This window comes from Kutzneria chonburiensis (genome assembly GCF_028622115.1).
Taxonomy (GTDB): domain Bacteria; phylum Actinomycetota; class Actinomycetes; order Mycobacteriales; family Pseudonocardiaceae; genus Kutzneria; species Kutzneria chonburiensis.
In genome coordinates, this window is record NZ_CP097263.1 from 2460039 (window position 1) to 2482419 (window position 22381).

At 69.3% G+C, this 22381-nt stretch carries 6 protein-coding genes; all 6 read right to left on the minus strand.

All coding sequences use genetic code 11. From position 1 onward, the window contains the following. Positions 1-60 precede the first annotated feature (60 nt). Positions 61-1260: a cytochrome P450 gene (locus M3Q35_RS11455; RefSeq protein ID WP_273941663.1), complete on the minus strand. Its 1200-nt coding sequence runs from the start codon at positions 1258-1260 to the stop codon at positions 61-63. Beyond that, entirely contained in the window at positions 1257-2465 is a 1209-nt protein-coding gene (locus M3Q35_RS11460) for an MFS transporter (RefSeq protein WP_273941665.1), read from the minus strand. Before M3Q35_RS11460 ends, M3Q35_RS11455 begins: the two co-directional genes overlap by 4 nt. Next, on the minus strand, positions 2462-10126 hold the full coding sequence (locus M3Q35_RS11465) for a non-ribosomal peptide synthetase (RefSeq protein WP_273941666.1): 7665 nt from the start codon (positions 10124-10126) through the stop codon (positions 2462-2464). Before M3Q35_RS11465 ends, M3Q35_RS11460 begins: the two co-directional genes overlap by 4 nt. Beyond that, complete coding sequence (locus tag M3Q35_RS11470) at positions 10072-20820, minus strand: non-ribosomal peptide synthetase (RefSeq protein WP_273941667.1); 10749 nt, start codon at positions 20818-20820, stop codon at positions 10072-10074. Before M3Q35_RS11470 ends, M3Q35_RS11465 begins: the two co-directional genes overlap by 55 nt. Before the next feature lie 27 nt (positions 20821-20847). Next, positions 20848-22089, minus strand: coding sequence for a serine hydrolase domain-containing protein (locus M3Q35_RS11475; protein WP_273941668.1), 1242 nt, complete (start codon positions 22087-22089; stop codon positions 20848-20850). Positions 22090-22176: 87 nt separating this feature from the next. Then, positions 22177-22377 carry an MbtH family protein gene (locus M3Q35_RS11480; protein WP_273941669.1) on the minus strand — a complete coding sequence of 67 codons (201 nt, stop codon included), beginning with the start codon at positions 22375-22377 and terminating at the stop codon, positions 22177-22179. Positions 22378-22381: the final 4 nt, after the last annotated feature.

Here is a 22381-nt window from a genome sequence, read left to right on the forward strand (position 1 = left end):
CGATCAGCGGCAATCATCCCATCGTGCAAGGAAAGTAGCCGATGGGGTGAGTAACGAGGGTTACCGTGCCTCGACATCCAGCGGCAGATGCCGAACGCTCACGATCATAGCCGGATTCTGGAACTCGACGGGCTCGTTGCGCGCCACGGAAAACGTCGAGTACCGGCGGTGCAGCGCCTCGAACGCGATGCGCCCCTCCATGCGCGCCAACGGAGTGCCGAGGCAGAAGTGGATGCCGTGGCCGAAGGTCAGGTGCGGGTTGGGGTTGCGGGCGAAGTCGAACCGTTCGGCGTCAACGAAAACCGCCGGGTCGCGGTTGGCCGAGGCGATGTTGGCCATGATGATCGAATTGGCCGGAATCGTGCGACCGCCCAGTTCGACCTCGGTCGTGGTGCGCCGGCCGAGCTCGTTGAACGGCGGCAGACAGCGCAGGACTTCCTCCAGTGCCACCGGAATCCGGGACGGGTCGTCGCGCAGCGCGGCCGACGCCTCCGGGTGCCGGTCGAAGCTGATGGTGGCGTTGCCGATCAGCGCCGTGGTGGTGATGTGCCCGGCCACCAACAACAACGCGACGAAACCGACGATCTCCTGGTCGGTCAGGCTTTCCCCGTCGACCGAGGCGCGGATCAGCTTGCTGGTCAGGCCGTCGCTGGGATTGGCCCGGTGGTGTCGGATGTGGGCCAGCACGTACTCGTTCATCTCACGGATGGTCGGCGCGATGATCTGTAGCGCCGCCTCGATCTCGGCCATGGTGGAGGTTTCGGTCAGCTGGTCGCCGCTGAACAGCACCTTGGCCCACTTCTCGAACAGCTCCCGGTCCTGTGCCGGGATACCGAGCAGCTCGGCGATCACGAGGATCGGCAGCGGATAGGCCAGCTCGTCGACGATGTCGAAGCGGCTCTGGCCGGCCACGCCGTCCAGCAGCTGTTCGGTGATCTCCCAGATGCGCGGCTCCAGCCCGGCCACCGTGCGCGGGGTGAAGGCCTGGCTGACCAGGGTGCGCAGCTTGCGGTGGTTGGGCGGGTCCATGGTCAGGAACATGCCGCTGCGGAACGCCTCGAAGTCCTCCTGCACGGGCGCGAGACCGGAGAAGTCGCTGGAGAACAGGCCCGGTTCGGACAGCACGCGGGACACGGCGGCGTGGTCGAGCAGCCGCCACATGCCGTTCTCCTCGTCCAGGTAGACCGGTTCCGCGGCGCGGCGGTCGATCCACTGGTCGAGGCGGTCCTCGAAGGCGTACCGCGGCGGGGCGAGCGTCATGGGGTGGGCTCCTTGACTCGGTCGGTGACGGGGAAGGCGCGCATGGTGGGGCTGACCGTGACGACCACCGTGACGACGGCGATGCCGGCGGCGCACAACAGGATCGCGTCGGATCCGCCGAACTGCTGCACGAGCACGCCGCCCAGCGCCGGCCCGGCGGCCGCGGACACGCCGGAGATCACCGCCATCACGCTGGTCATCCGGCCGTGCAGGCGTTCGGGGGTGAGCAGCAGTTGTGACGTGGCGATGGTGGTGTTGGCCGTGGGCGGCAGCAAAGCCATGCCGGCGAACAGAAGTCCGAGCAGGTAGCCGTTGTCGATGAACACCGCCAGCGGCGTGAGCACGGTCAGCACCCAGAACACGCCGGCAATGGACAGGAACGGGCTGATCACCTTCTGCAAGGTCGGTGCTAGCAACGCGCCCAGCAGGCCGCCGACGCCGAGCATCGCCGCCATGATGCCGATCTCGCCCGACGGCACGTCGCGTTCCTTGGCCAGCACGACGAGAACCACGTAGTAGGCGGAGAAGAAGAAGTTCAGGCTGACCGCGCAGGCGACCGTGGCGCGGACGTGTCGCTGCCGCCAGACGAAACGCAGTCCCTCCACCATTTCCTTGGCGAGGTCGCTGCTTTCCACCTTCTCCGGCCGTCGATGCGGGACCTTCACGAACAGCAGCGCGACGAAGCTGATCAGGTGGGTCAGCACCTCGACGGCGAACGGCACAGCCCGGCCGATCGCGTACAGGAAGCCGCCGGCGGCCGTGCCGGTGAGCTGGCCGAGCGCGCCGCGGGCGGAGTTCATCGCCACCGCCGTCGACAGCTGCTCCTGAGTCACGATCTGGGCCACGGCAGCGTTTTCCGCCGGCAGGAACAGCGCCCGGCACACACCCATCGTCGCCGCCACGAAGATCATGTGTGGCACCGTGGCGTCGCCGAGCACCAGAGCGACGACCAGGCTGGCCACCACGATCCCTTGCGCCGCTTCGCAACACAGCATGACGATCTTGCGGTTCCAGCGGTCGACCAGCGCGCCGGCCGGCAGGCCGGCGAGCAGCTGGGCCGCCGCGTCCACGCCCAGCACGAAGCCGGACACGGCCGGCGAGCCGGTGATGGCCAGCACCAGCAACGGGAACGCGATCATCGAGCCGCTGAAGCCCGCGGTGGACAGCGCCTGTCCGGCCCACAGCAAGCGGTATGACCGGTTCATCGGCAGTCCTCGGCGATCGCGCGCAGTGCTTCGGCGAAGTCGTGCACGACTCTCTCCACAGTGGACCGTTCGTGTCGGGCCGGTTGGTAGAGCCAGGAGAACGCCAGCTTGCCGTCCTGCACCGCGCCGACCACGTCGAGCAGATGCGCCTTGCGCTCGGCCGGATCGTGATCACGGCCGAAGGAACCGTGGGTGGCGGCGAACAGCCCGCCGCCGGCCTGGCCGTCGGCGGCGTCCCACTGGCCGAGGTAGTTGAAGGCGATGCCGGGCTCCACGACCGGCACCTCACCGCCGAGGTAGCGCAGCGCGCCGTAGCCGAAACCGTTGTCCGGCAAGGCTCGCAGCTGTTTGCGTACCGACTTGATCCGGGTCCGCCAGTCGCCGCCGACGGTGAGGCTCACCGGGAAGATCGTGGTGAACCAGCCGACGGTCCGGGTCAGGTCGACGTCGTCGAGCACGTCCTCACGGCCGTGCCCCTCCAGGTCGATGGTGACCCGCTCCTCCCCCGTCCACGTCGACAGCGCGGAGGCCAGCGCGGTCAGCAGCACGTCGTTGATCCGGGTGCGGTAGGCCGCGGGTGCCTTGCGCAGCAAGGCATCGGTGTCGGCTTCGTCCAGGACGATCGACACGGTGTCGGTCGTCGGGTCGTCGCCGTCGTGATCGGTCGGCAGCTCTGAGGCCTGAATGTCCTGCCAGTACTCGGCATCGAGGCCACCGTTGCGAACATGTTCGGTCAGCCGGTTCGACCACTCCTGGAAGGACGTGGTCTTCGGGCCGAGGTCGATCTCCTCGCCACGGGCGGCCTGGCGGTAGGCGGTGTCGAGGTCGTCGAGCAGGATCCGCCACGACACACCGTCGACGATCACGTGATGCGCGGCCAGGAACAGCCAGGGCTGACCGTCGCGGTCGAAGAGGACAGCCTTGAACAGCGGGCCGGTGGTCAGGTCGAAGCTCGCATGCACCTCGTCGGCGAAGTCCTCGCTGAACTCGTGCCGGATCAGCGAGGGGATCGGCTCCAGCGGGGCGTTGTACTGCTCGCCGTCGAAGCGCATCCGCAGGGCGTCGTGGTGGGACCACAGGGCTTGCAGGGCCTGCTGCAACGCCTCCTCGTCCACGTTGTCGACGAGTTCGGCCAACAGGGACTGGTTGAAGTGATGGGGATTCACGGTGTGGTGCTGGAAGAACCACTGCTGGATCGGGGTCAGCGGCACCGGGCCGGTGACCAGCTGGCGGCGCTCGCCGGCGTTGGCCACGGCGGTCACCGCCGACGCCAGCTGGCCGATGGTCTGGTGCAGGAAGACGTCCTTGGAGGCCAGGTGCAGGCCGGCCTGCCGGGCCCGGGACACCACCTGCATGCTGAGGATGGAGTCGCCGCCGAGCTCGAAGAAGTTGTCGGTGACGCCGACGTTCTGGACGCCGAGCACGTCCGACCAGATCTTGGCCAGCGCATGCTCGATCTCGGTGTGTGGTTCGACGTGATCGCCGCCGGCCGTCACGGTCACGTCCGGCAGCCGCTTGCGGTCGACCTTGCCGCTCGGGTTGAGCGGCAACGACTCCAGCTCCTGGAACGCGGCCGGGATCATGTAGTCCGGCAGCGTCTCGGCCAGGAAGGCCCGCAGCCCGGTCGTTTCGCCGACCACGTACGCGATCAGGCGCTTGTCACGGGCGATCACCACTGCCTCGCGGACGTCCGGGTGGCGGCGGATCGCTGCCTCGACCTCGCCGAGTTCGACGCGGAAGCCGCGGATCTTGACCTGGTCGTCGGCGCGGCCGAGGAACTCCAGCTGCCCGTCGGCCCGCCAGCGCACGACGTCGCCGGTGCGGTACATCCGTTGCCCCGGCTCGAAGGGGTTGGCGACGAAGCGGGACGCGGTCAGGCCGGGGCGGTCGAGGTAGCCTCGGGCCAGGCCGAGGCCGGCGACGTACAGCTCCCCCGGCACGCCGACCGGGACCGGCTTGAGCGCGTCGTCGAGCACGTGGACCTTGGTGTTGCGGATCGGCCGCCCGATCGGCGGGACAACACCTGTTGTCAGCTCATCGGACCAGGTGCTGACCACGGTGGACTCCGTCGGACCGTACGCGTTGATCATGCGGCGGCCCGGGGCCCACTGGTCGACCAGCTCGGCCGGGCACGCGTCGGCGCCGACAATCAGGGTGGTGAAGTGCGGCAACGCGACGTCCGGGAGCGTGCCCAGCGCGGCCGGCGGGATCAGGGCGTGCGTGATCCGCTGCTCGTGGAGCAGCTCGGCCAGCTGGTCGCCGAGCAGCGGGCCGGGCGGCGGGACGACCAGCGCCGCCCCGGACGGCAGGGCCAGGCACAGCTCCAGGATCGAGGCGTCGAAGCTGGGCGAGGAGAAGGCCAGCACCCGGTCGCCGGGCCGGATCTGGAAGTGCGCCGCTTCGGCGGCGGCGAAGCTGGCCAGGCCGGTGTGGGTGACGACGACGCCCTTGGGGCGGCCGGTCGAGCCGGACGTGTAGATCACGTAGGCCGGCTGGTCGATCCGGTGCCGACCCGTCGGGTTCGTCTCCTCGCTGCCGGTGTAGTCATCGATGAGCAGCAGCGGGATCTCGGTGTCCGGGGCCAGGTCTCGTTGCGTGACAACGAGGTGTGGCTTGGCATCGGCCAGCATGTAGTTGATGCGCTCGACCGGGTAGGTCGGGTCGACGGGGAGGAACGCGGCGCCGGCCTTGGCCACCGCCAGTTGGGCGATGACGATCTGCACGGACCGCGGCAGGGCCAGTGCGATGATCTTCTCCGGGCCGGCGCCGCGTTCGATCAACACCCGGGCCAAGGCATTGGCGCGGGCGTTGAGCTCGGTGTAGGTGACGCTTTCGGCCCCGGTAACGGCTAGGGCGTTAGGTGTCCGGACCACCTGGCCTTCGACCAGCTCGGCCACCGTGCACGGCTTCGTGGCCACAGTGGAGTTGTTCCAGGCGGCCAGGTTCTGGAGTTCGCCGGCGGTCAGGAGCGGCAGCTCGGCGATCTTGGCCGACGGTTCGGCGGCGATGCCGTCGAGCAGGATACCCAGGTGCTCGGTGAGCCGGGCGATGGTGTCGGCATCGAAGAGGTCGGCGTTGTAGGTGATGGCGACGAGCAGGTCACCGTCCTGCTCCTGGAACTCGATGGTGACGTCGAAGTTGGCCGTCTTCAGCGGCAGCGCGAAGTCCTCGATCTCGATGCCGGGCAGCTGCGGCGTGGCCTGCGGAGCGTTCTGGAGCACGACCATCACCTGGAACAGCGGCGTGCGGCTGGGATCGCGCTGCGGCTGCACGGCATCGACGACCCGTTCGAACGGAACGTCCTGGTGGCTGAAGGCTTCCTGGACGTTGCCTCGCACGGTGTCGAGGTAGTTGTCGAAGGTGCCGTCGACCGTCGAACGCAGGACCAGGGTGTTGACGAAGAAGCCGACCACCCGTTCCAGCTCCGCCCGGTCGCGGCCATTGGTGACGGTGCCGACGGTCACGTCCCGCTGGCCCGTCCACCGGGACAGCAGGATGTTGCAGGCGGCGGTCAGCGTGGTGAACAGTGTCGTCTCGTGCCGACGGCTGATCTGCCGCAGCTTCGCGGCGATGCGTTGCGGGATCACACTTTCCTGCACGGCACCGGTGGTGGTGCGGACCGCCGGGCGGGCCCGGTCGGTGGGCAGGTCGGCCGCCGGCAGCTCGGCCAGGGCGTTCGTCCAGTAGGCCAGCTGGTCGTCGAGGTCGCGGTTTCGCTGCCAGGCGGCGAAATCCGCATACTGACGTTTCGGCCGGTCCGGATTCTCGCCACGGTAGAAGGCCATCAGCTCGTCCAGGATCACGCCGTTGGACCAGCCGTCGGTGACGATGTGGTGGATCTCCAGCGTGAGCACGTGCTCGTCGTCGCTGAGGCGCTCCAGGCGCGGCCGGATCAGCGGCCCCCGACGCAGGTCGAACGGCCGGCTGTCATTGAAGGTCACCGCGTGCGGCGGGTGCACGATCTGCACACCGTCGTCGAAGGTCGTGCGCAACGCTTCGTGCCGGGCCACGGCCTCGGTGAACGCGTCGGCCAGCCGGTCGGCGTCGAGCGGTCCGCGCAGCCTCATCGCCAGCTTGGTGACGTACTCGTCGCCGCCGGGGTTGAAGCTGTCCAGGAACCACAGCCGCTGCTGGTTGTACGACTGCGGCAACGGCAGATCCCTTGGCGCAACCGGGATTTCCTCGATCCCCGCGAAGCTGCCGACGAGTTCGGCCACGGTCGGATGGCTGAACAGCGCACGCGGTGAGATCGACACGCCGCAGTCGGCCAACAGCCGCGACACCAGCCGGATGCTCAGGATGGAGTCGCCGCCCAGTTCGAAGAAGTTGTCGTCGATGCCGACCTTGGGCAGGTTGAGCAGCTCGGCCCAGATGCCGGCGACGGTGGCCTCCAGGTCGGTGCGCGGCGCGACGAAGTCGGTGTCGGCGGCCGTCGGCTCCGGCAGCGCGCGGCGGTCGACCTTTCCGTTGCGGCTCAACGGCAGTTCGTCCAGCGTGATCACGCTCGCCGGCACCATGTACTCCGGCAGCACGGCCCGCAGCGCCGCCAGATCGGCCGCGCCGACCACATAGGCGATCAGCCGCTTGTCACGGACGATCACCACCGCCTGCTCGACGTCCGACTGCGCGGTCAGCGCCGTCTCGATCTCCCCGAGCTCGATCCGGAACCCGCGGATCTTGACCTGGTCGTCGGCCCGCCCGAGGAACTCCAGCACGCCGTTCACCCGCCGCACGATGTCGCCCGTGCGGTACATGCGCCGGCCCGCGTCGAACGGATCGGCCACGAACCGGTCCGCGGTCAGCCCCGGCCGGTCGTGGTAGCCACGGGCCAGGCCGGCGCCGGCGATGTACAGCTCCCCCGGCGCGCCGTTCGGCACCGGCCGCAGCTCGGCGTCGAGGACGTAGGCGCGCATGCTGTCCAGCGGCCGCCCGATCGGCACCGAGTCCGGGACGTCGCCGGTCATGCGGTGCGAGGTCGCGAAGGTCGTGGTCTCGGTCGGGCCGTAGCCGTCGACCACCGCGATACCCGGGCAGGCGTCGAGCACGCCCCGGACCGCGTTGGCCGGGACGACGTCGCCACCCGTCCAGACCTCTGTAAGACCCAAAAGGCAGTTAGGGTCTTGCATCGCGATGAGACGGAACAGGCCGGCGGTCAGCCACAGGCCGGTGATGCCTTTGTCGGCGATCACGCGGCGCAGGTCTTCGACCGTCAGGTCCGGTCGGCCTGTCAGCACGACCTCGCCGCCGCGCAGCAGCGGCACCCACAGCTCGTAGGTGGAGGCGTCGAAGGCCAGCGGCGAGTGCGCCAGTACCCGCTCGTGGCCTCGGTCGAAGCGGCGGTCGTGCGCCAGGGCGACGACGTCGCGATGCCGGACCGCCACGCCCTTGGGCGTGCCCGTCGAGCCCGACGTGTACATCACGTAGGCCAGGTTGTCCGGGTGCGTCTCCACGTCGGGGGCCATCGCGGCGACGTCTCGGGTGATCATCTCCGGGCCGATGACCAGGCTGTCGCCCGCGATCGCCCGCCGCCGCTCCTCCGGCGCCCGGACGTCCAGCGGCACATAGGCCGCACCTGCCTTGAGGACCGCCAGCTCCGCGATCACGTGCTCGACCGACGGCTCCAGCAGCAGCGCAACCCGGTCCTCGGCCCGCACCCCCATCGCCCGCAGCCGGTGGGCCAGGTGATTGGCCCGGCCGTCCAGCTCCGTGTAGGTCAGAGTCGTATCGCCGCAGGTCACGGCCCGTGCCGACGGTGTCGAAGCCACCTGCCGGGCGAACAGCGCCGGGATGCTAGCAGCTGGCACGTTTCCGTGCTCCCCAGCCGCGTCGTGGATCATGCTCCGCAGCTCGTCCCCGCCCAACCACGGTAGGCTTGATACGGGGGCGCTCAAATCCGCCCCCAGCCCACTGATCAACTTTCCGACACGTTCCAGCAGGTCAACGGCGGTTTTCGCGTCGAACAGCGCCGGGTCGTAGCCAAGATCGAGCGTGAGCTCGGCGTCCATCGACGCCCGCAGGCACAGCGGGAAGTTGGTGACATCGCCGGACGACACCGACAGCACCCGCGGTGCCCCCGACACCTCCGGCTCGCTGATCGGGTAGTTCTCGAACACCACCATGCTGTCGAACTGGCTGCCTACCGGCACAAACCCGTTGTCCCGGGCCACGCTCTGCTCGTCCTGCAACCGGCGTAGCCACTCGCCGACCGGCTCGTCGCCCACGTCGACCCGCGTCGGCACGGTGTTGATGAACAGGCCGATCATCGACTCCACGCCCGGCAGCTCGGCCGGCCGCCCGGAGATCGTGGTGCCGAACAGCACCGACCGCTCCCCCGAGTACAGCGACAGCACCAGGCCCCACACGGCCTGGATCATCGTGTTCACGGTGATCCCGTTGCGCCGAGCGACCTCCGCCAACCCGGCTACCGTGATCCGTGTCGACCCGCTCGACCGAGACCGGTGTGCCTCGGCCGGCTGCCGGTCGTACGGCAGCGCCGTCTTCGCCACGCCGTCCAGCACGCCGCGCCAGTAGCTTTGGGCCGCAACGTGATCCTGCGCGGCCAGCCATTCCAGGTAGTCACGGAACGGGCGGCGGGTGATCGTCGGCGTGCGGCCGCAGTACTCCTCGCACACCTCGGCGAACACCTGGGCCAGGCTCCAGCCGTCCATCAGCACGTGGTGCGAGGTCCACGCCAGTTCGATCTCGTCGCCGTGCCGGGTGATGTCGATCCTGGTCAGCGGCGACCGGTCCAGGCTGATCGGGCCGTCGGTCAGCCGGGCGACCCGGTCGACGACCTGCACCGGCTCGTCGACCCCGGTCCACACCAGCCGGGTTCGCAGCGCTGGCGTCCGATCCACGACCCGCTGCCAGCACTCACGGAACCTCGGCACGTCGTCGATGCCGGCCATGCGGATCCGCAGCGTGTCGACGTACAGGTCCGGGTCGACCAGGCTGTGGAACAACAGGCCCTGCTGCAACGGGGTGAGCGGATAGATGTCCTCCACTCCCCGCCCATCGCCGACGATCGTGTCCACTTCGGACTGACGAAGTCGGGTCAGCGGGAAGTCCGACGGCGTGCGGCCACCGTGCTCGGCGCAGTGGGCCACGATCTCCCGCAGGCCGGACAGCATCGTGTCGGCGAGGTGCTGGACCGTCGAAGCGTGGTGGATCTCCGGTGAGTAGGTCCAGCCGAGTTCCAGCCGGCCGTCCTGGACGATGCCGATCACGTCGATCAGGTAGGTGCGGGAGCCTTCCTGGTCGCCGCCGGTGATTGAGCGGTAGAAGCCGGTCGGGTCGTCGGCCCACTGGCCGTGGTAGTTGAAGCTTATGTCCGGCGTGATTTCCGGGGCGGCGCCGTGCAGGTGCCGCAGCGCCCCGTAGCCGAGCCCCTTGGACGGCACGGCCCGCAGCTGCTCCTTGACCGACTTCAGCGTGACGCCCCAGTCCGCCGCCGGAATGTCCAGCGCCACGGGATATTCGGCGGTGAACCAGCCGACCGTGCGGGACAGGTCGACACCGTCCACAATGTCCTCACGGCCGTGGCCTTCCAGACCGACCAGCACCGTGTCCTGCCCGGACCAGCCGGCCAATGCCCGGCCCAGTGCGCTCAGCAGCACGTCGTTGGCCTGCGTCCGGTACGCCTCCGGGACCTTGCGCAGCAATGCATCCGTGGTCTCGGCGTCCAGCCGGACGGAGATCGTCTCGCTGGTCCGAGGCGTTCCTCAAGATCGACCGGCAGGCTGCCGTCCACCGAGGCCGTGTGCTCCCAGTATGGCCGGTCGGCCGAGAAGTCGTGGGCGGCAACACGACGAGCCCAGTCCACATAGGACGTCGTCTTGGGCGGCAGCGGCCGGCCGTGGTAGGCCGACTCGATGTCGTCCAGAAGGATCCGCCACGACACTCCGTCGACAACCAGGTGGTTGATGGTCAACGCCAGGCTGGGCGCGTCGAAACTCCAGCCAACGTGCTCGCACTCGTCCTGAACCTCCTGCTGCCACAGGCCATCCACGTGCGTGAACCTCGTGCGCAACGCGTCGTGGTGGGCGATCACCTTGACCAGGGCCGAACGCAGGCGGTCCACATCGGTATCCGGGCCGAGCTCGGCCACCAGCGACATGGTCAACGCGTCGATGCCGCTGTTGAGGAACCACGCCTGAATCGGTGTGACCGGGGCCGTCCCGCCCGCGTCGGTGACGATGGCCTGCTCGGCCCGTACGACCCGGGCCAGCTCGGCGATCGTCTGGTGCCGGAAGACGTCCTTGGACACCAGCGTCAGACCGGCCGCGCGGGCCCGGGACACGACCTGGATGCTCAGGATGGAGTCGCCGCCCAGCGCGAAGAAGTTGTCCGTCACGCCGACGCGCTCGACACCCAATGCGTCGGCCCAGATCCCGGCCAGGATCCGCTCGTTCTCGGTGCGCGGCCCGACCCACTCCTCGGCCGCGATCACCGGGGCCGGCAGGGCCTTGCGGTCGACCTTGCCGCTGGTCGTGACCGGCAACTGGCCCATCGGCACGAACACCGTCGGCACCATGTAGTCCGGCAACGACTCCCGCAGCCGGTCCCGCAGATCGGAGGAGTCCCCCACCACGTACCCGACAAGCCGGTTGTCCCGCACGACGACGGCGGCCTGCTCGATCGACGGCAGCCGCAGCAGGGCGGCCTCGATCTCGCCCGGTTCGACACGGAAGCCGCGCAGTTTGACCTGCTCGTCGATGCGGCCCAGGTATTCCAGGGATCCGTCGGTGGTCCAGCGGACACGGTCGCCGGTGGCGTAGAGGCGGCCGGCGCCGAACGGGTTGGCGATGAAGCTGGCGGCAGTGAGACCAGGGCGGTTGAGGTAGCCGCGGGCCAGCTGGACGCCGGCAATGTGCAGCTGCCCGGCCACGCCGACCGGCACCGGCCGCAGCGAGTCGTCCAGGACGTAGGTGCGGAGGTTGCTCAGCGGCCGGCCGATCACCGGCCGGCGCCCGACGATCGGTGCGATGGTGGCGTCAACCGTGCACTCCGTGGGGCCGTACAGGTTGTAGGCCCGCGTGCCGGGAAGTTGTTGCAGGTCATGCCAGAGCTGCTCGTCGACAGCCTCGGCCCCGAGCACCAGGACCGGCGGCATCGGCCGGCCGGTGGCCAGCAGGTGCCGGATGAACGACGGCGTGGAGTTGATCAGGTCGACGTCATGGTCCAGCACCGTCTCCGGGTCGACGATGTGCAGCTCGTGGCCACCGGCCATGAGCAGCAGGCCTTCCCACGACGCGTCGAACGACAGCGATGCGGTGAGCGCGACCTTCAGCCACCGGCCGTCGGCGAAGTCATCGCCGTGGTCGAAGTGCAGGTTGGTCAGGGCCCGATGGCTGATCACCACGCCCTTGGGCATGCCCGTGGAGCCGGAGGTGTAGATGACGTAGGCGGCGCTGTCGAGCTGCGGGGCCGGCAGCGGCCGCGGCTCGGCGTCTGAGCTCGCAGATGTCAGCACCAGCACCGGCTGCGCGTCGGCCTTGATGAACGCCGCACGGTCGGCCGGCAGTTCCGGGTCCAGGTACAGCACCGCCGCGCCAGCCTTGTGCACGGCCAGGATGGCGATCACGGCTTCGGCCGAGCGTGGCATCGACACCGCCACAATGCGATCGGTGGCGGCACCGCGATCGACCAGCTCGGCGGCCAGCTGCGAGGACCGGTCGTCGAGCTCGGCGAAGGTCAGCCGGATGTCGTTGTGCACCAGGGCGGTGGCGTTCGGAGTGACGGCGGCCTGAGCGGCAAAGATCTCCGGAAACGTGGTCGCCGGCACCTCGGAGGTCGTCCCGGACCACTCGATCAGCTGCGCGACCTCGGGTGACGTGAGCAGGGGCAGCTCGGCCAGCGGACGGTCAGGGTCGTCGGCGACTGTGGTCAGCAGCGTCCGCAGGTGGCCGATGAGCCGTTCGATGGTCGCGGCGTCGAACAGGTCGGTGTTGTAGTTGACCAGACCCCGCAGCTGATCGCCGTTCTCGGCGAACTCGAAGGTCAGGTCGAAGCTGGCCGTGGTCATCGGCACGGCCAGCTCGGCGGCGGTCAGGCCAGTGAAGGACGGCAGCTTGGCCCCGCTGTTCTGCAGGGTCACCATGGCCTGGAACAGCGGCGACCGACTGGTGTCGCGCGACGGCTGTACCTCGTCGACCACCCGCTCGAACGGAACGTCCTGATGCTCGAAGGCCTCCAGCACGGTGTGCTTGACGTCGGCGGCGAAGTCGCGGAACGTTCGACCACCGTCCACATGGGACCGGAGGACGACCGTGTTGACGAACATGCCGACCACGCGTTCCAGCTGCGCGTTGTCCCGACCGGACGTCACGGTGCCGACCGCGATGTCGTCCTGGCCGGTCCACCGGGCCAGCAGGGCCTGGCAGGCGGCGACGAGCGTCATGAACAGCGTGCAGTCGGCCAGGCGAACGGTCGGCAGGTCGAACTCGATGGCCGCGCCGTTGTGGGTTTGCGTCGCCGGCCGGGGACGGTCGGTCGGCAGCTCCAGCGCCGGGACGTCGCGCAGCCTTGAACGCCAGAAGGTCAGCTGTCCGTCCAGGTCCTGATCACGTTGCCAGGCGGCGAAGTCTGCGTACTGGATACCGGTAGGGGGTAGCTCCAAGCCGTTGTACAGGGCGGAGAGTTCGTCGACGAGGATGCCGATGGACCAGCCGTCGGTGATGATGTGGTGCATCGACAGCACGAGCTCGTGCGCACGCGGGGAGGCCGACGTCAGGCGTATCCGCAGCAGCGGGCCGTTGACCAGGTCGAACGGGCCTTCGACGTCGGTGAATTCCGCTTCGTAGGGCGGATGCACGACCAGGCTCGGCCGGTCGGAGATGGTGGTGCGCAGCGACTCGTGCCGGGCGATCAACGTCGTCAGCGCCGTGCGGAGTCTCGATACGTCCAGAGCGCCGAGCAGCCGCACGGCGAACACCGTGGTGTATTCGGTGCTGTCGGGCTCGAACTGGTGCAGGAACCAGAGTCGTTGCTGTGCATAGGACAGCGGCAGCTCGCCGTCGCGGGGCACAGCCGGGATGACGGTGACTTCGCTGGTCGCAGGCAGCGCGTCCGCCAACGCGGCGACGGTCGGGGCCGTGAACAGGACGCGCGGCGACACCTCGACACCGAACTCGGCCCGCAGCCGAGAGGTGATCCGGATACTAAGGATGGAGTCGCCACCCAGCTCGAAGTAGTTGTCCTCCAAGCCAACCCGCTCGACGCCGAGCGTGTCGGCCCAGATGGCGGCGATTGTGCGCTGCTCCTCGGTGACCGGCGCGACGTAGCCACGGCTGACGACCTCGGGCGCGGGCAGGGCCCGGCGGTCGAGCTTGCCGTTGCGGGTCAACGGGATCTCGTCGACCTCGACGAAGGCGGCCGGGATCATGTGGTCCGGCAACGACTTGGCCAGGTGCTCCCGCAGGTCTGCGGCCTCTCCCACAACGTAGGCGACGAGCCGGTGGTGCCCGGGCGTGTCCTCACGCGGAATCACGGCCGTGGCGCTGACCTGCGGCGACGTCAACAGGGCCGCCTCGATCTCGCCGAGTTCGATGCGGAAGCCGCGGATCTTGACCTGGTGGTCGGCGCGGCCGAAGTACTCCAACTCGCCGTCGGCCCGCCACCGCGCGAGGTCTCCGGTTCGATACATCCGGGTGCCAGGCATAAACGGGTTGGCGATGAACCGGGACGCGGTCAGGCCGGGGCGGTTGAGGTAGCCGCGCGCGAGACCGGCGCCGGCGACGTACATCTCCCCGATCACGCCGGGCGGCACCGGATTCAGGTCCGCATCCAACACGTACACCCGCAGGTCCGGCAGGCCGACGCCGATCGTGTTGCCAGCTGCGGCATCGAGCGCCCGGTGCGTGACGTGCACGGTCGTCTCGGTGATGCCGTACATGTTGACCAGCTCGACGCGACCCCACCACGCCTCCAGCCGCCGGGCATCGAGCGCCTCGCCGCCGAAGATCACGTACCGCAGGGCCAGGCCCTCGACCGGTTCCAGCTGGTAGAAGGCGGACGGCGTCTGGTTGAGCACGGTGACGCGCTCGTCCACGAGCAGCCGTAGGAAGTCCCGCGGCGACCGGGAGATCGCGTGCGGAACGACGACGAGCCGGCCGCCGTGCAACAGCGGTCCCCACAGCTCCCACACCGAGAAGTCGAACGCGTACGAGTGGAACAGCGTCCAGACATCGTTGCCGTCGAAGGAGAACAGGTCCCTGGTCGACGCGAACAGCCTGGTCACGTTGGCGTGCGTGACAACCACGCCCTTGGGCACGCCGGTGGACCCGGAGGTGTAGATCAGATAGGCCGGGCTCTCCGGTGCGACGGTGATCACCGGGTCGGTCGACGGCTGATCATCGGCATCGACCGAGGTCAGCGTGAGAAGCGCTCCGCTGTCTTCGACCATCCGCGAGATGCGGTCCTGCGGGTAGTCCGGGTCGATCGGCAGGTAGGCCGCCCCGGACTTCAACACCGCCAGCACGGCGATTACCAGGTCAGCGGTCCGGGGCAGGCACAGGGCGACGAACGTCTCCGGCCCAGCGCCTTCAGCGATCAGCTTGTGCGCCAACCGGTTCGCTCGCGCGTTCAGGTCCGAATAGGACAGACTCGTCCCCTCGGACGTGACCGCGACGGCGTTCGGCGTGGCCTTGACCTGCACGGCGAACAACGACGTGATGGTCGGGGCCGGCAGGTCGACGGCCGTGCCCTGCCAGCCGGCGAGCACGTCGTGCCGCTCGGCGTCGGACATCCACGGCAGGTTGCGCAGCTCATCGTCAGTGAAGTTGACGATCAGCGTCTCCAGCCGAGCGGCGAGAGTGCGGGCGGTCCGGACGTCGAACAGGTCGGGGTCGGTGGCCAGCTCGAAGGTCAGCCGGCGGTCGAGAAACGCCCGCAGCACGACCGGGAAGTTGGTGCTGTCCGTGGCCTCCACGTGCCGCACGGCCACGCCGGCCCGCTCGTCGAACGGGTAGTTCTCGAACGCCACCATGCTGTCGAACAGGCTCTGACCAGCGGGAACGTCACTGTAGGCGCGGAGCTTGCCCAGGGCTACGAAGTCGTGCCGGCGGGCCTCGGTCTGCCGGTCCTGCACCTCCCTCAGCCACGGCACGAGCCGGTCCTGGCTCCGGACCTGCACGCGAGTCGGGATGGTGTTGATGAACATGCCGATCATCGACTCGACGCCCGGCAGATCGTCGGGCCGGCCGGAGACGGTGGTGCCGAACACGACGTCGTCCGAGCCGCTCTGACGCGCCAGCAGCAACGCCCAGGCGCCCTGCACGACCGTGTTCACCGTCAATCCGTTGCGCTGCGCGAACTCCCGCAGCCGGTTGGACTGATCCTCCGACAGCGTCACCTGCACCGACTGCGCCGAGCGGGCCTGGTGGGCCTGCGCCGGCTGCCGGTCGTACGGCAGCGGCGTCGGTGCCTCGAACCCGGCGAGCGCCTCCCGCCAGTACGTCTCCGCCGACGAGGAATCCTGCGCCGCCAGCCACGACAGGTAGTCGCGGAACGGCCGGCGCACGGTGGCAACCTGGCCGCCGTACTGGGCGCAGACCTCTTCCAGAACCTGCCCGAGGCTCCACCCGTCGAGCATGATGTGGTGCGAGGTCCAGGTCAGCCGGACGCGGTCCCCGCCGAGCGGCACGATGGCCAGGCGCATCAGCGGGGCTTGAGTAAGGTCGAGGTCTGTGTCGTCCGAGTCCTGGTAGCTGATCGGCACGGTGACGTGCCGCTGCACGATCTGCACCGGCTCGTCCAGGCCGTCCCAGGCCAGCCGGGTACGCAGGGCCGGGGTCCGGTCCACGACCGCCTGCCAGGCCGCGCCGAACGCCGCCGGGTCGGCGATGCCGTCGAGCACCATCCGCGCCTGGTCGACGTAGATCTCCGGCTCGACCAGGCTGTGGAACAGCATGCCGGCCTGCAACGGGGTCAGCGGGTAGATGTCCTCGACGTTGCGGCCGTCGCCGACCAGCTCGTCCACAGTGGACTGGTCCAGGCGGGCCAGCGGGAAGTCGGACGGCGTGCGGCCGCCGGCCAGCGGCCAGGCGCAGTGGCCGATGATCTCCCGTAGGGCGCGCAGCATCCCGTCGGCCAGCCGCCGCACGGTCTGCCGGTCGTACAGATTGTCGGAATACAGCCAGGTCAGGGTCAGTTCGCCGCCCTCGACCGCGCCGGCGACGTCGAGCAGGTAGGCATTGCGCTCGTCCGGCGCGAGCTCGAAGCCGGGCGTCTCGCGCTGCCCACGGAACAGTCCGGCCGCACCGGATTCCCACTGACCGTGGTAGTTGAAGCAGATCCCCGGCAGCGGGGGCAACGAGTGCCCGCCGAGGTAGCGTAGGGCCTCGTAGCTCAGGCCGCGCTGCGGTACCGCCCGGAGCTGCTCCTTGACCGACTTGAGCGTCCGGTCCCAGTCATGGCCGCCCGGGATCGTCAGGGCGACCGGGAACTGCGTGGTGAACCAGCCGATCGTGCGGGACAGGTCGACGCCGTCGAACAGGTCCTCGCGACCGTGCCCCTCCAAGGCGATCAGGACGTCGTCGCGGCCGGTCCACTCGGCCAGCGCCTGCCCGAGTGCGCTCAGCAGGACGTCGTTGACCTGCGTGCGATAGACATCCGGGACCTTGTGCAGCAGGGCATCGGTCTCGTCACGGCCGAGGCCGACGGAGATGGTGCGGGTGGAGCCGGCGATGTTCTCACCGACGTAGTCGGTGGGCAGCGGCTCGGCGGCGGGAATCTGCTGCCAGTAGGGCAGATCCTCGTCGAAGGTGTGCCCGTTGAGCCGGTGTGACCACTGGGTGAACGCCGTGCCGGTGGGCTCCGACGGCCGGCCTTCGTACGCGGCCTCGATGTCGCCGAGCAGCAGCCGCAGCGACACACCATCCACGGCGAGGTGGTGCACGGCGAGGAACAGCAACGGGGTCTCGCCCGGGATGAAGATCGCCTTCACCATGCGACCGGTGGTGATGTCGAGACCGTCGCGGCTGATCTCCGTGCCGGTCTCCAGAACACCGGTCGGCGCGGCCGTCGGTTCCTGCCGCCAGACCCCCTCTGCGCAGGTGAAACGGGTCCGCAGCGCCTCGTGCTCAGCAATCACGGTGTCGATCGCGGTGCTCAACCGGTCACGGTCCACATCGGACGGGAGCTCCAGCAGCATCGACATGGTGAAGTGGTTCAGCGGCCCGTAGGTCTCGAAGAACCAGTGCTGGATCGGGGTCAGCGGGGCGGGCCCCTCGATCACCGGCACCGCGACGTCGGCCGAGCTGCGGACGACCAGCGCCAGCTCGGCGATCGTCTGGTGGGTGAACAGATCACGCGAGGTCAGCCGCAGTCCGGCGGCCCGAGCGCGGGACACCACCTGGATGCTGAGGATGGAGTCGCCGCCCAGCGCGAAGAAGTTGTCCTGCACGCCGACGCGCTCGCTGCCGAGCACGCCGGCCCAGATCTCGGCCAGCAGCCGCTCGTTGTCGGTGCGCGGCGCGACCCACTCCGCGGTCTGCACGACCGGCGCCGGCAGCGCGTTGCGGTCCAGCTTGCCGGTGCTGCTCACCGGCAGGCGCTCCAGCTGCACGAACACCGCCGGCACCATGTAGTCCGGCAACGACTCGCGAAGCCGCTCCCGCAGCGAGGACGCGTCTCCCACCACGTAACCGACAAGTCTGTTGTCCCGCACCACGACCGCGGCCTCGGTCACCTCGGGCAGGCGGAGCAGCGCCGCCTCGATCTCGCCGGGCTCGATCCGGAAGCCGCGGATCTTGACCTGATCGTCGGCCCGGCCGATGTACTCCAGCCGCCCGTCGGCACGCCAGCGCACCAGGTCCCCGGTCCGGTAGAGCCGGCCGTCGCCGAATGGGTTGGCCACGAAACGATCGGCGGTCAGGCCAGGGCGGTTGAGGTAGCCGCGGGCGACCTGCGCGCCGGCCAGGCACAGCTCCCCCACGACACCGGTCGGCACCGGCCGCAGGTAGTCGTCCAGCACGTACGCCTGCATGTTCCGCAGCGGACGGCCCAAAGAGGACTGATCACCGGCGACGACACAGGACAGGGCGTCGACTGTGCACTCGGTGGGGCCGTAGAAGTTGTGGGCGGTCGTCCCGTCGACGGCTGAGAGCTCCTGCCAGAGCTCGTCGCTCAGGGCCTCGCCGCCGAGCATCAGCACGCCGGGCCGGTGACGCGGATCGGTCAGCAACCCGGCCGGCAGCAGTTGCCGCAGGTAGGTCGGGGTGAGGTCGAGGAAGTCGATCCCGTTGCGCGCCACGTAGTCCACCAGCGCGTCGGCGTCCATCCGGGTCTCGTCGTCGATCACGTGCAGCTCGTGGCCGTCGGCCAGCAGCACCGGGCCCTCGAGCGAGGTGTCGAAGGAGAACACGGCGGTGGTCGCCACCCGCAGCCGCCGGCCGGCGGCGAAGTCGTTGCGGTGGTTGAACAGCAGGTTGACCAGGTTCCGGTGCTCGACCGCGACGCCCTTGGGGGTGCCGGTGGAGCCGGAGGTGTAGATGATGTACGCGGTGCTGTCCGTCCGCACGGGACGGTCGGGGTTGGTCTCGTGCTGCCCGTCGGCCTCCGAAAGCACCACCCGACCACCCACCACAGGTGTGGTGGTGTCATCCTCGGCGACCACCACAAGTGTGGTGCCGGCGTCGCGAAGCAGCAGATCAACCCGGTCCTTCGGCAGACCGCGGTCGACCGGCAGGTAGACCGCACCGGTCTTGAACACGGCCAGCATGGCGATGACCAGCTCGGCCGAACGGGGCAGCGCAAGGGCAATCACCCGCTCCGGGCCCGCGCCCAAAGTGATCAGGTGATGCGCCAACCGGTTCACCCGGGCGTTGAGCTCGGCGTAGGTGAACTCTGTGTCCTGGAACACAAGTGCCCGGGCCGTCGGTGCCGTGCGGACAGTGTCCTCGAAGACCTCGACAATGCTGGAGGCCGTCACGTCCAGCGCGGTGTCGTTGGCCTCGACGAGCAGCCGAGTCCGCTCGCCGACGGTAACGATCGGCAGGTCGCCCACCCGCCGGACCGACGTGATCTCCATCAGCAGCGTGGAAAGGTGCTCGGTCATCCGCGCGACGGTGTCCTCGTCGAACAGATCGGTGCTGTATTCGACGGATCCGGCCAGCCCGTCGGGGGTGTCCTGGAACTCGAAGCTGAGGTCGAAGGTGGCCGACCGCCGGCTCACGTCGATCGGCTCGACCGACAGCGCGCCGAATTCGGGTGCGGCGTCAGATGCCCCGTGCAGCAGCACGAGCACGTCGAACAGCGGGTTTCGACTGGGATCGCGTTCCAGGCGCATTGCCTCGACGACCTTGTCGAACGGGGCTTCGGCGTGGGCCAGCGAGGCCAGCACCGTCTCCCTGACCTGGGCCAGGAAGTCGCCGAAGGACACCTCGTCGTCCACAGTGGACCGCAGCACCACGGTGTTGACGAAGAAGCCGACCATCCGTTCCAGCTCGGGCCGGTTGCGGACGTTCACCACCGAGCCGACCGCGATGTCCGACCGGCCGGTGTACCGGGCCAGCAGCAGCTGACAGGCCGCCACCAGCACGGCGTACAAGGTCGTGTCGTGCTCACGGGCGAGCTCCGTCAAGCGCGCCGAAAGCGTTGCCGGCAGCCGGAAGTCGTGCACGGCACCGGCCGAGGTCCGCACCGCCGGCCGCGGCCGATCGGTCGGCAGCTCCAGCGGCTCCACTCCGGCCAGCCGCGAGGTCCAGTACTCCAGGTGCTTGTCCAGCGCGCGGCCGCGCTGCCACACGGCGTAGTCCGCGTACTGCACGGTCAGCTCGGCCAGCGTTGCGCCGCCGTACAGGCGACCCAGCTCGTCGATCATGATACCCATCGAGGCGCCGTCGGTGACCACGTGGTGCGCGGTCAGCAGCAACACGTGGTCCTCGGCGGCCAGCCGGATCAGAAGCGCCCGCAGCAGCGGGCCTTTCCGCAGGTCGAACGGCCGCGAGTACTCGTCGGCCAGCACCTCGTCCAGGTCGGCCGGCTCCGCGATCACCCGCAGCGGCACGTCGACCGTGTCGGCGATCGACTGCACCGCGACCCCGTCCACAACGGACACCGTGGTACGCAACGACTCGTGCCGGGCGACCAGCGCGCCGATGGCCTGTTCCAGCGCGGCCACGTCGAGGGAACCGGACAGCCGCAGCGCGACGGCGCTGTTGTACTCCGACTCCCCCGGCCGCAACTCGTCCAGGAACCACAGGCGCTGCTGGGCGTACGACAGCGGCAGCGCCGAGTGGCGATCGGCGCGCGGGATGCCGTCGGACGCCTTCGCCCGCCCGGCGAGACGTCGCCTGAGCTGCTCGCGCAGTTCCGCCGGCAGCGCGTCGATGCGGCTCTGCCTGGATGTCGTCATGATGTCCGTTTCTCTCGGGTGGGTTCGTCAGCGGCGGGCGGCCACGCGGCCGCCGGTCTGTAGGCCGTTGATCAGGCCGGTCGACGGGTCGCGCAGGAAGCGGCCGCCCAGCACACGCTGGCCGGATTCCGGCTCCAGCACGGAGAACGCCCAGTCGGAGTGCACCGTCAGCTCCGGGTAGAGCTCGCCGCCGACGCGCAGCACGCCGTCGCCGGCGTCGACGAAGTACTCCATGTCGCCGTTGGCGTAGCTGCCGGTCAGCCCGGCCGGCATGGGCATCTCGTCCGGGCGATGCGACAGGTCGTAGTCGGCCACGTCGAGCCCGCACGCGCGGAGCCGCTCGACAAGATCCACCCACAGCGCCGCGCCGGAAACGGCGTTCGTGGTGAGCGCGACGACCTGACCCCCGGCCGGGTCGATGCGCAGGTGGCAGGACGTGCCGTCGGCGGTGCCATCGTGGCCGACCCACCCGTCGAAGACGGCGAGGCCAAGGCCCCAGCCGTTGGCCAGTCCGAACGGCACGACGCCTGGCACCTGCCGGCGCATCGTGCGGAGCAGCTGCGGCGACAGCGGCCCGTCGCCGGTGACGTGCATCAGCCCGAACGTCACGAGATCCTCGGCGCTCAAAGCCAGCGCCCCGGCGCCGGCCTCGACCTCCAGCAACGTCTGCTCGACGGCGACGCCACGGCCGGCGTGACCAGCCATGAAGGTCTGCATCGACCGCTTGCCGCCGGGTTCGACGGTGAACGCCGGCTCGATGCCCAGCGGCGTCAGCAGCAACGCCTCGACGGCCTCCCACCAGTCCATGCCGGTGATCTCCTCGACCAGCCGGGACAGCAGCACGTAGCCGACGTTGGAGTAGGAGAAGCCGACTCCCGGACGTAACACCAGCTCCGCGTCACGGCAGGCCCGTAAGTACTGGCGCGCCGAGGAAGTCTCGCCGCCCAGCGCCGCCGGCAGGCCGCTGGTGTGACTGAGCAGCTGCCGCACGGTCAGCTTGCCGACCTGCGGGCCGAGCTCCCCCAGGTGCTCGCCCAACCGGTCCTCCAGATCGAGGTCACCGTCCGCGACCAGCAGCATCGCCAGCGTCGCGGTGAACGGCTTGGTGATCGACCCGATCGGATACTTGCCGTCAACGCCGACGGTGATCGTCTCACCGCCGGTGTGCACGGACAGCTGCGCCGCCGGCACGTCGTGCCGGACCATCAGCTCCCGCAACGCCTCCGTGAGGGTTGATCTGTCCACAACGGACCGGACCGTCGAGGTCACGGCTTGCCTCCCCAGCTCGTCTTCCGGGCCTGGTCTCCCGGCCCTGCTTTCCCAGCCTTGATTTCACTCGCCACTGAAGCGATAGTGCTATTGATTGGTCGCCATCCACTCGCGCAGGCTGCGCGGGCGCATGTCGGTCCACACCTGGTCGACGTGGTCCATGCACTCCTGCTTGCCGCCCTGGAAGCCGGTCGGCCGCCAGCCGGCCGGCACCTCGTTGGCCAGCGGCCACAGCGAGTACTGCTCCTCGTCGTTGACCAGCACCTGGTAGTCGATGTCGTCGCGCATGGCT

Excerpts from the sequence above, each read along its gene's own strand:
- M3Q35_RS11455 (WP_273941663.1), bottom strand. The coding sequence starts at position 1,260 with ATGACGCTCGCCCCGCCGCGGTACGCCTTCGAGGACCGCCTCGACCAG.
- M3Q35_RS11460 (WP_273941665.1), bottom strand. The coding sequence starts at position 2,465 with ATGAACCGGTCATACCGCTTGCTGTGGGCCGGACAGGCGCTGTCCACC.
- M3Q35_RS11470 (WP_273941667.1), bottom strand. The coding sequence starts at position 20,820 with ATGACGACATCCAGGCAGAGCCGCATCGACGCGCTGCCGGCGGAACTG.
- M3Q35_RS11480 (WP_273941669.1), bottom strand. The coding sequence starts at position 22,377 with ATGCGCGACGACATCGACTACCAGGTGCTGGTCAACGACGAGGAGCAG.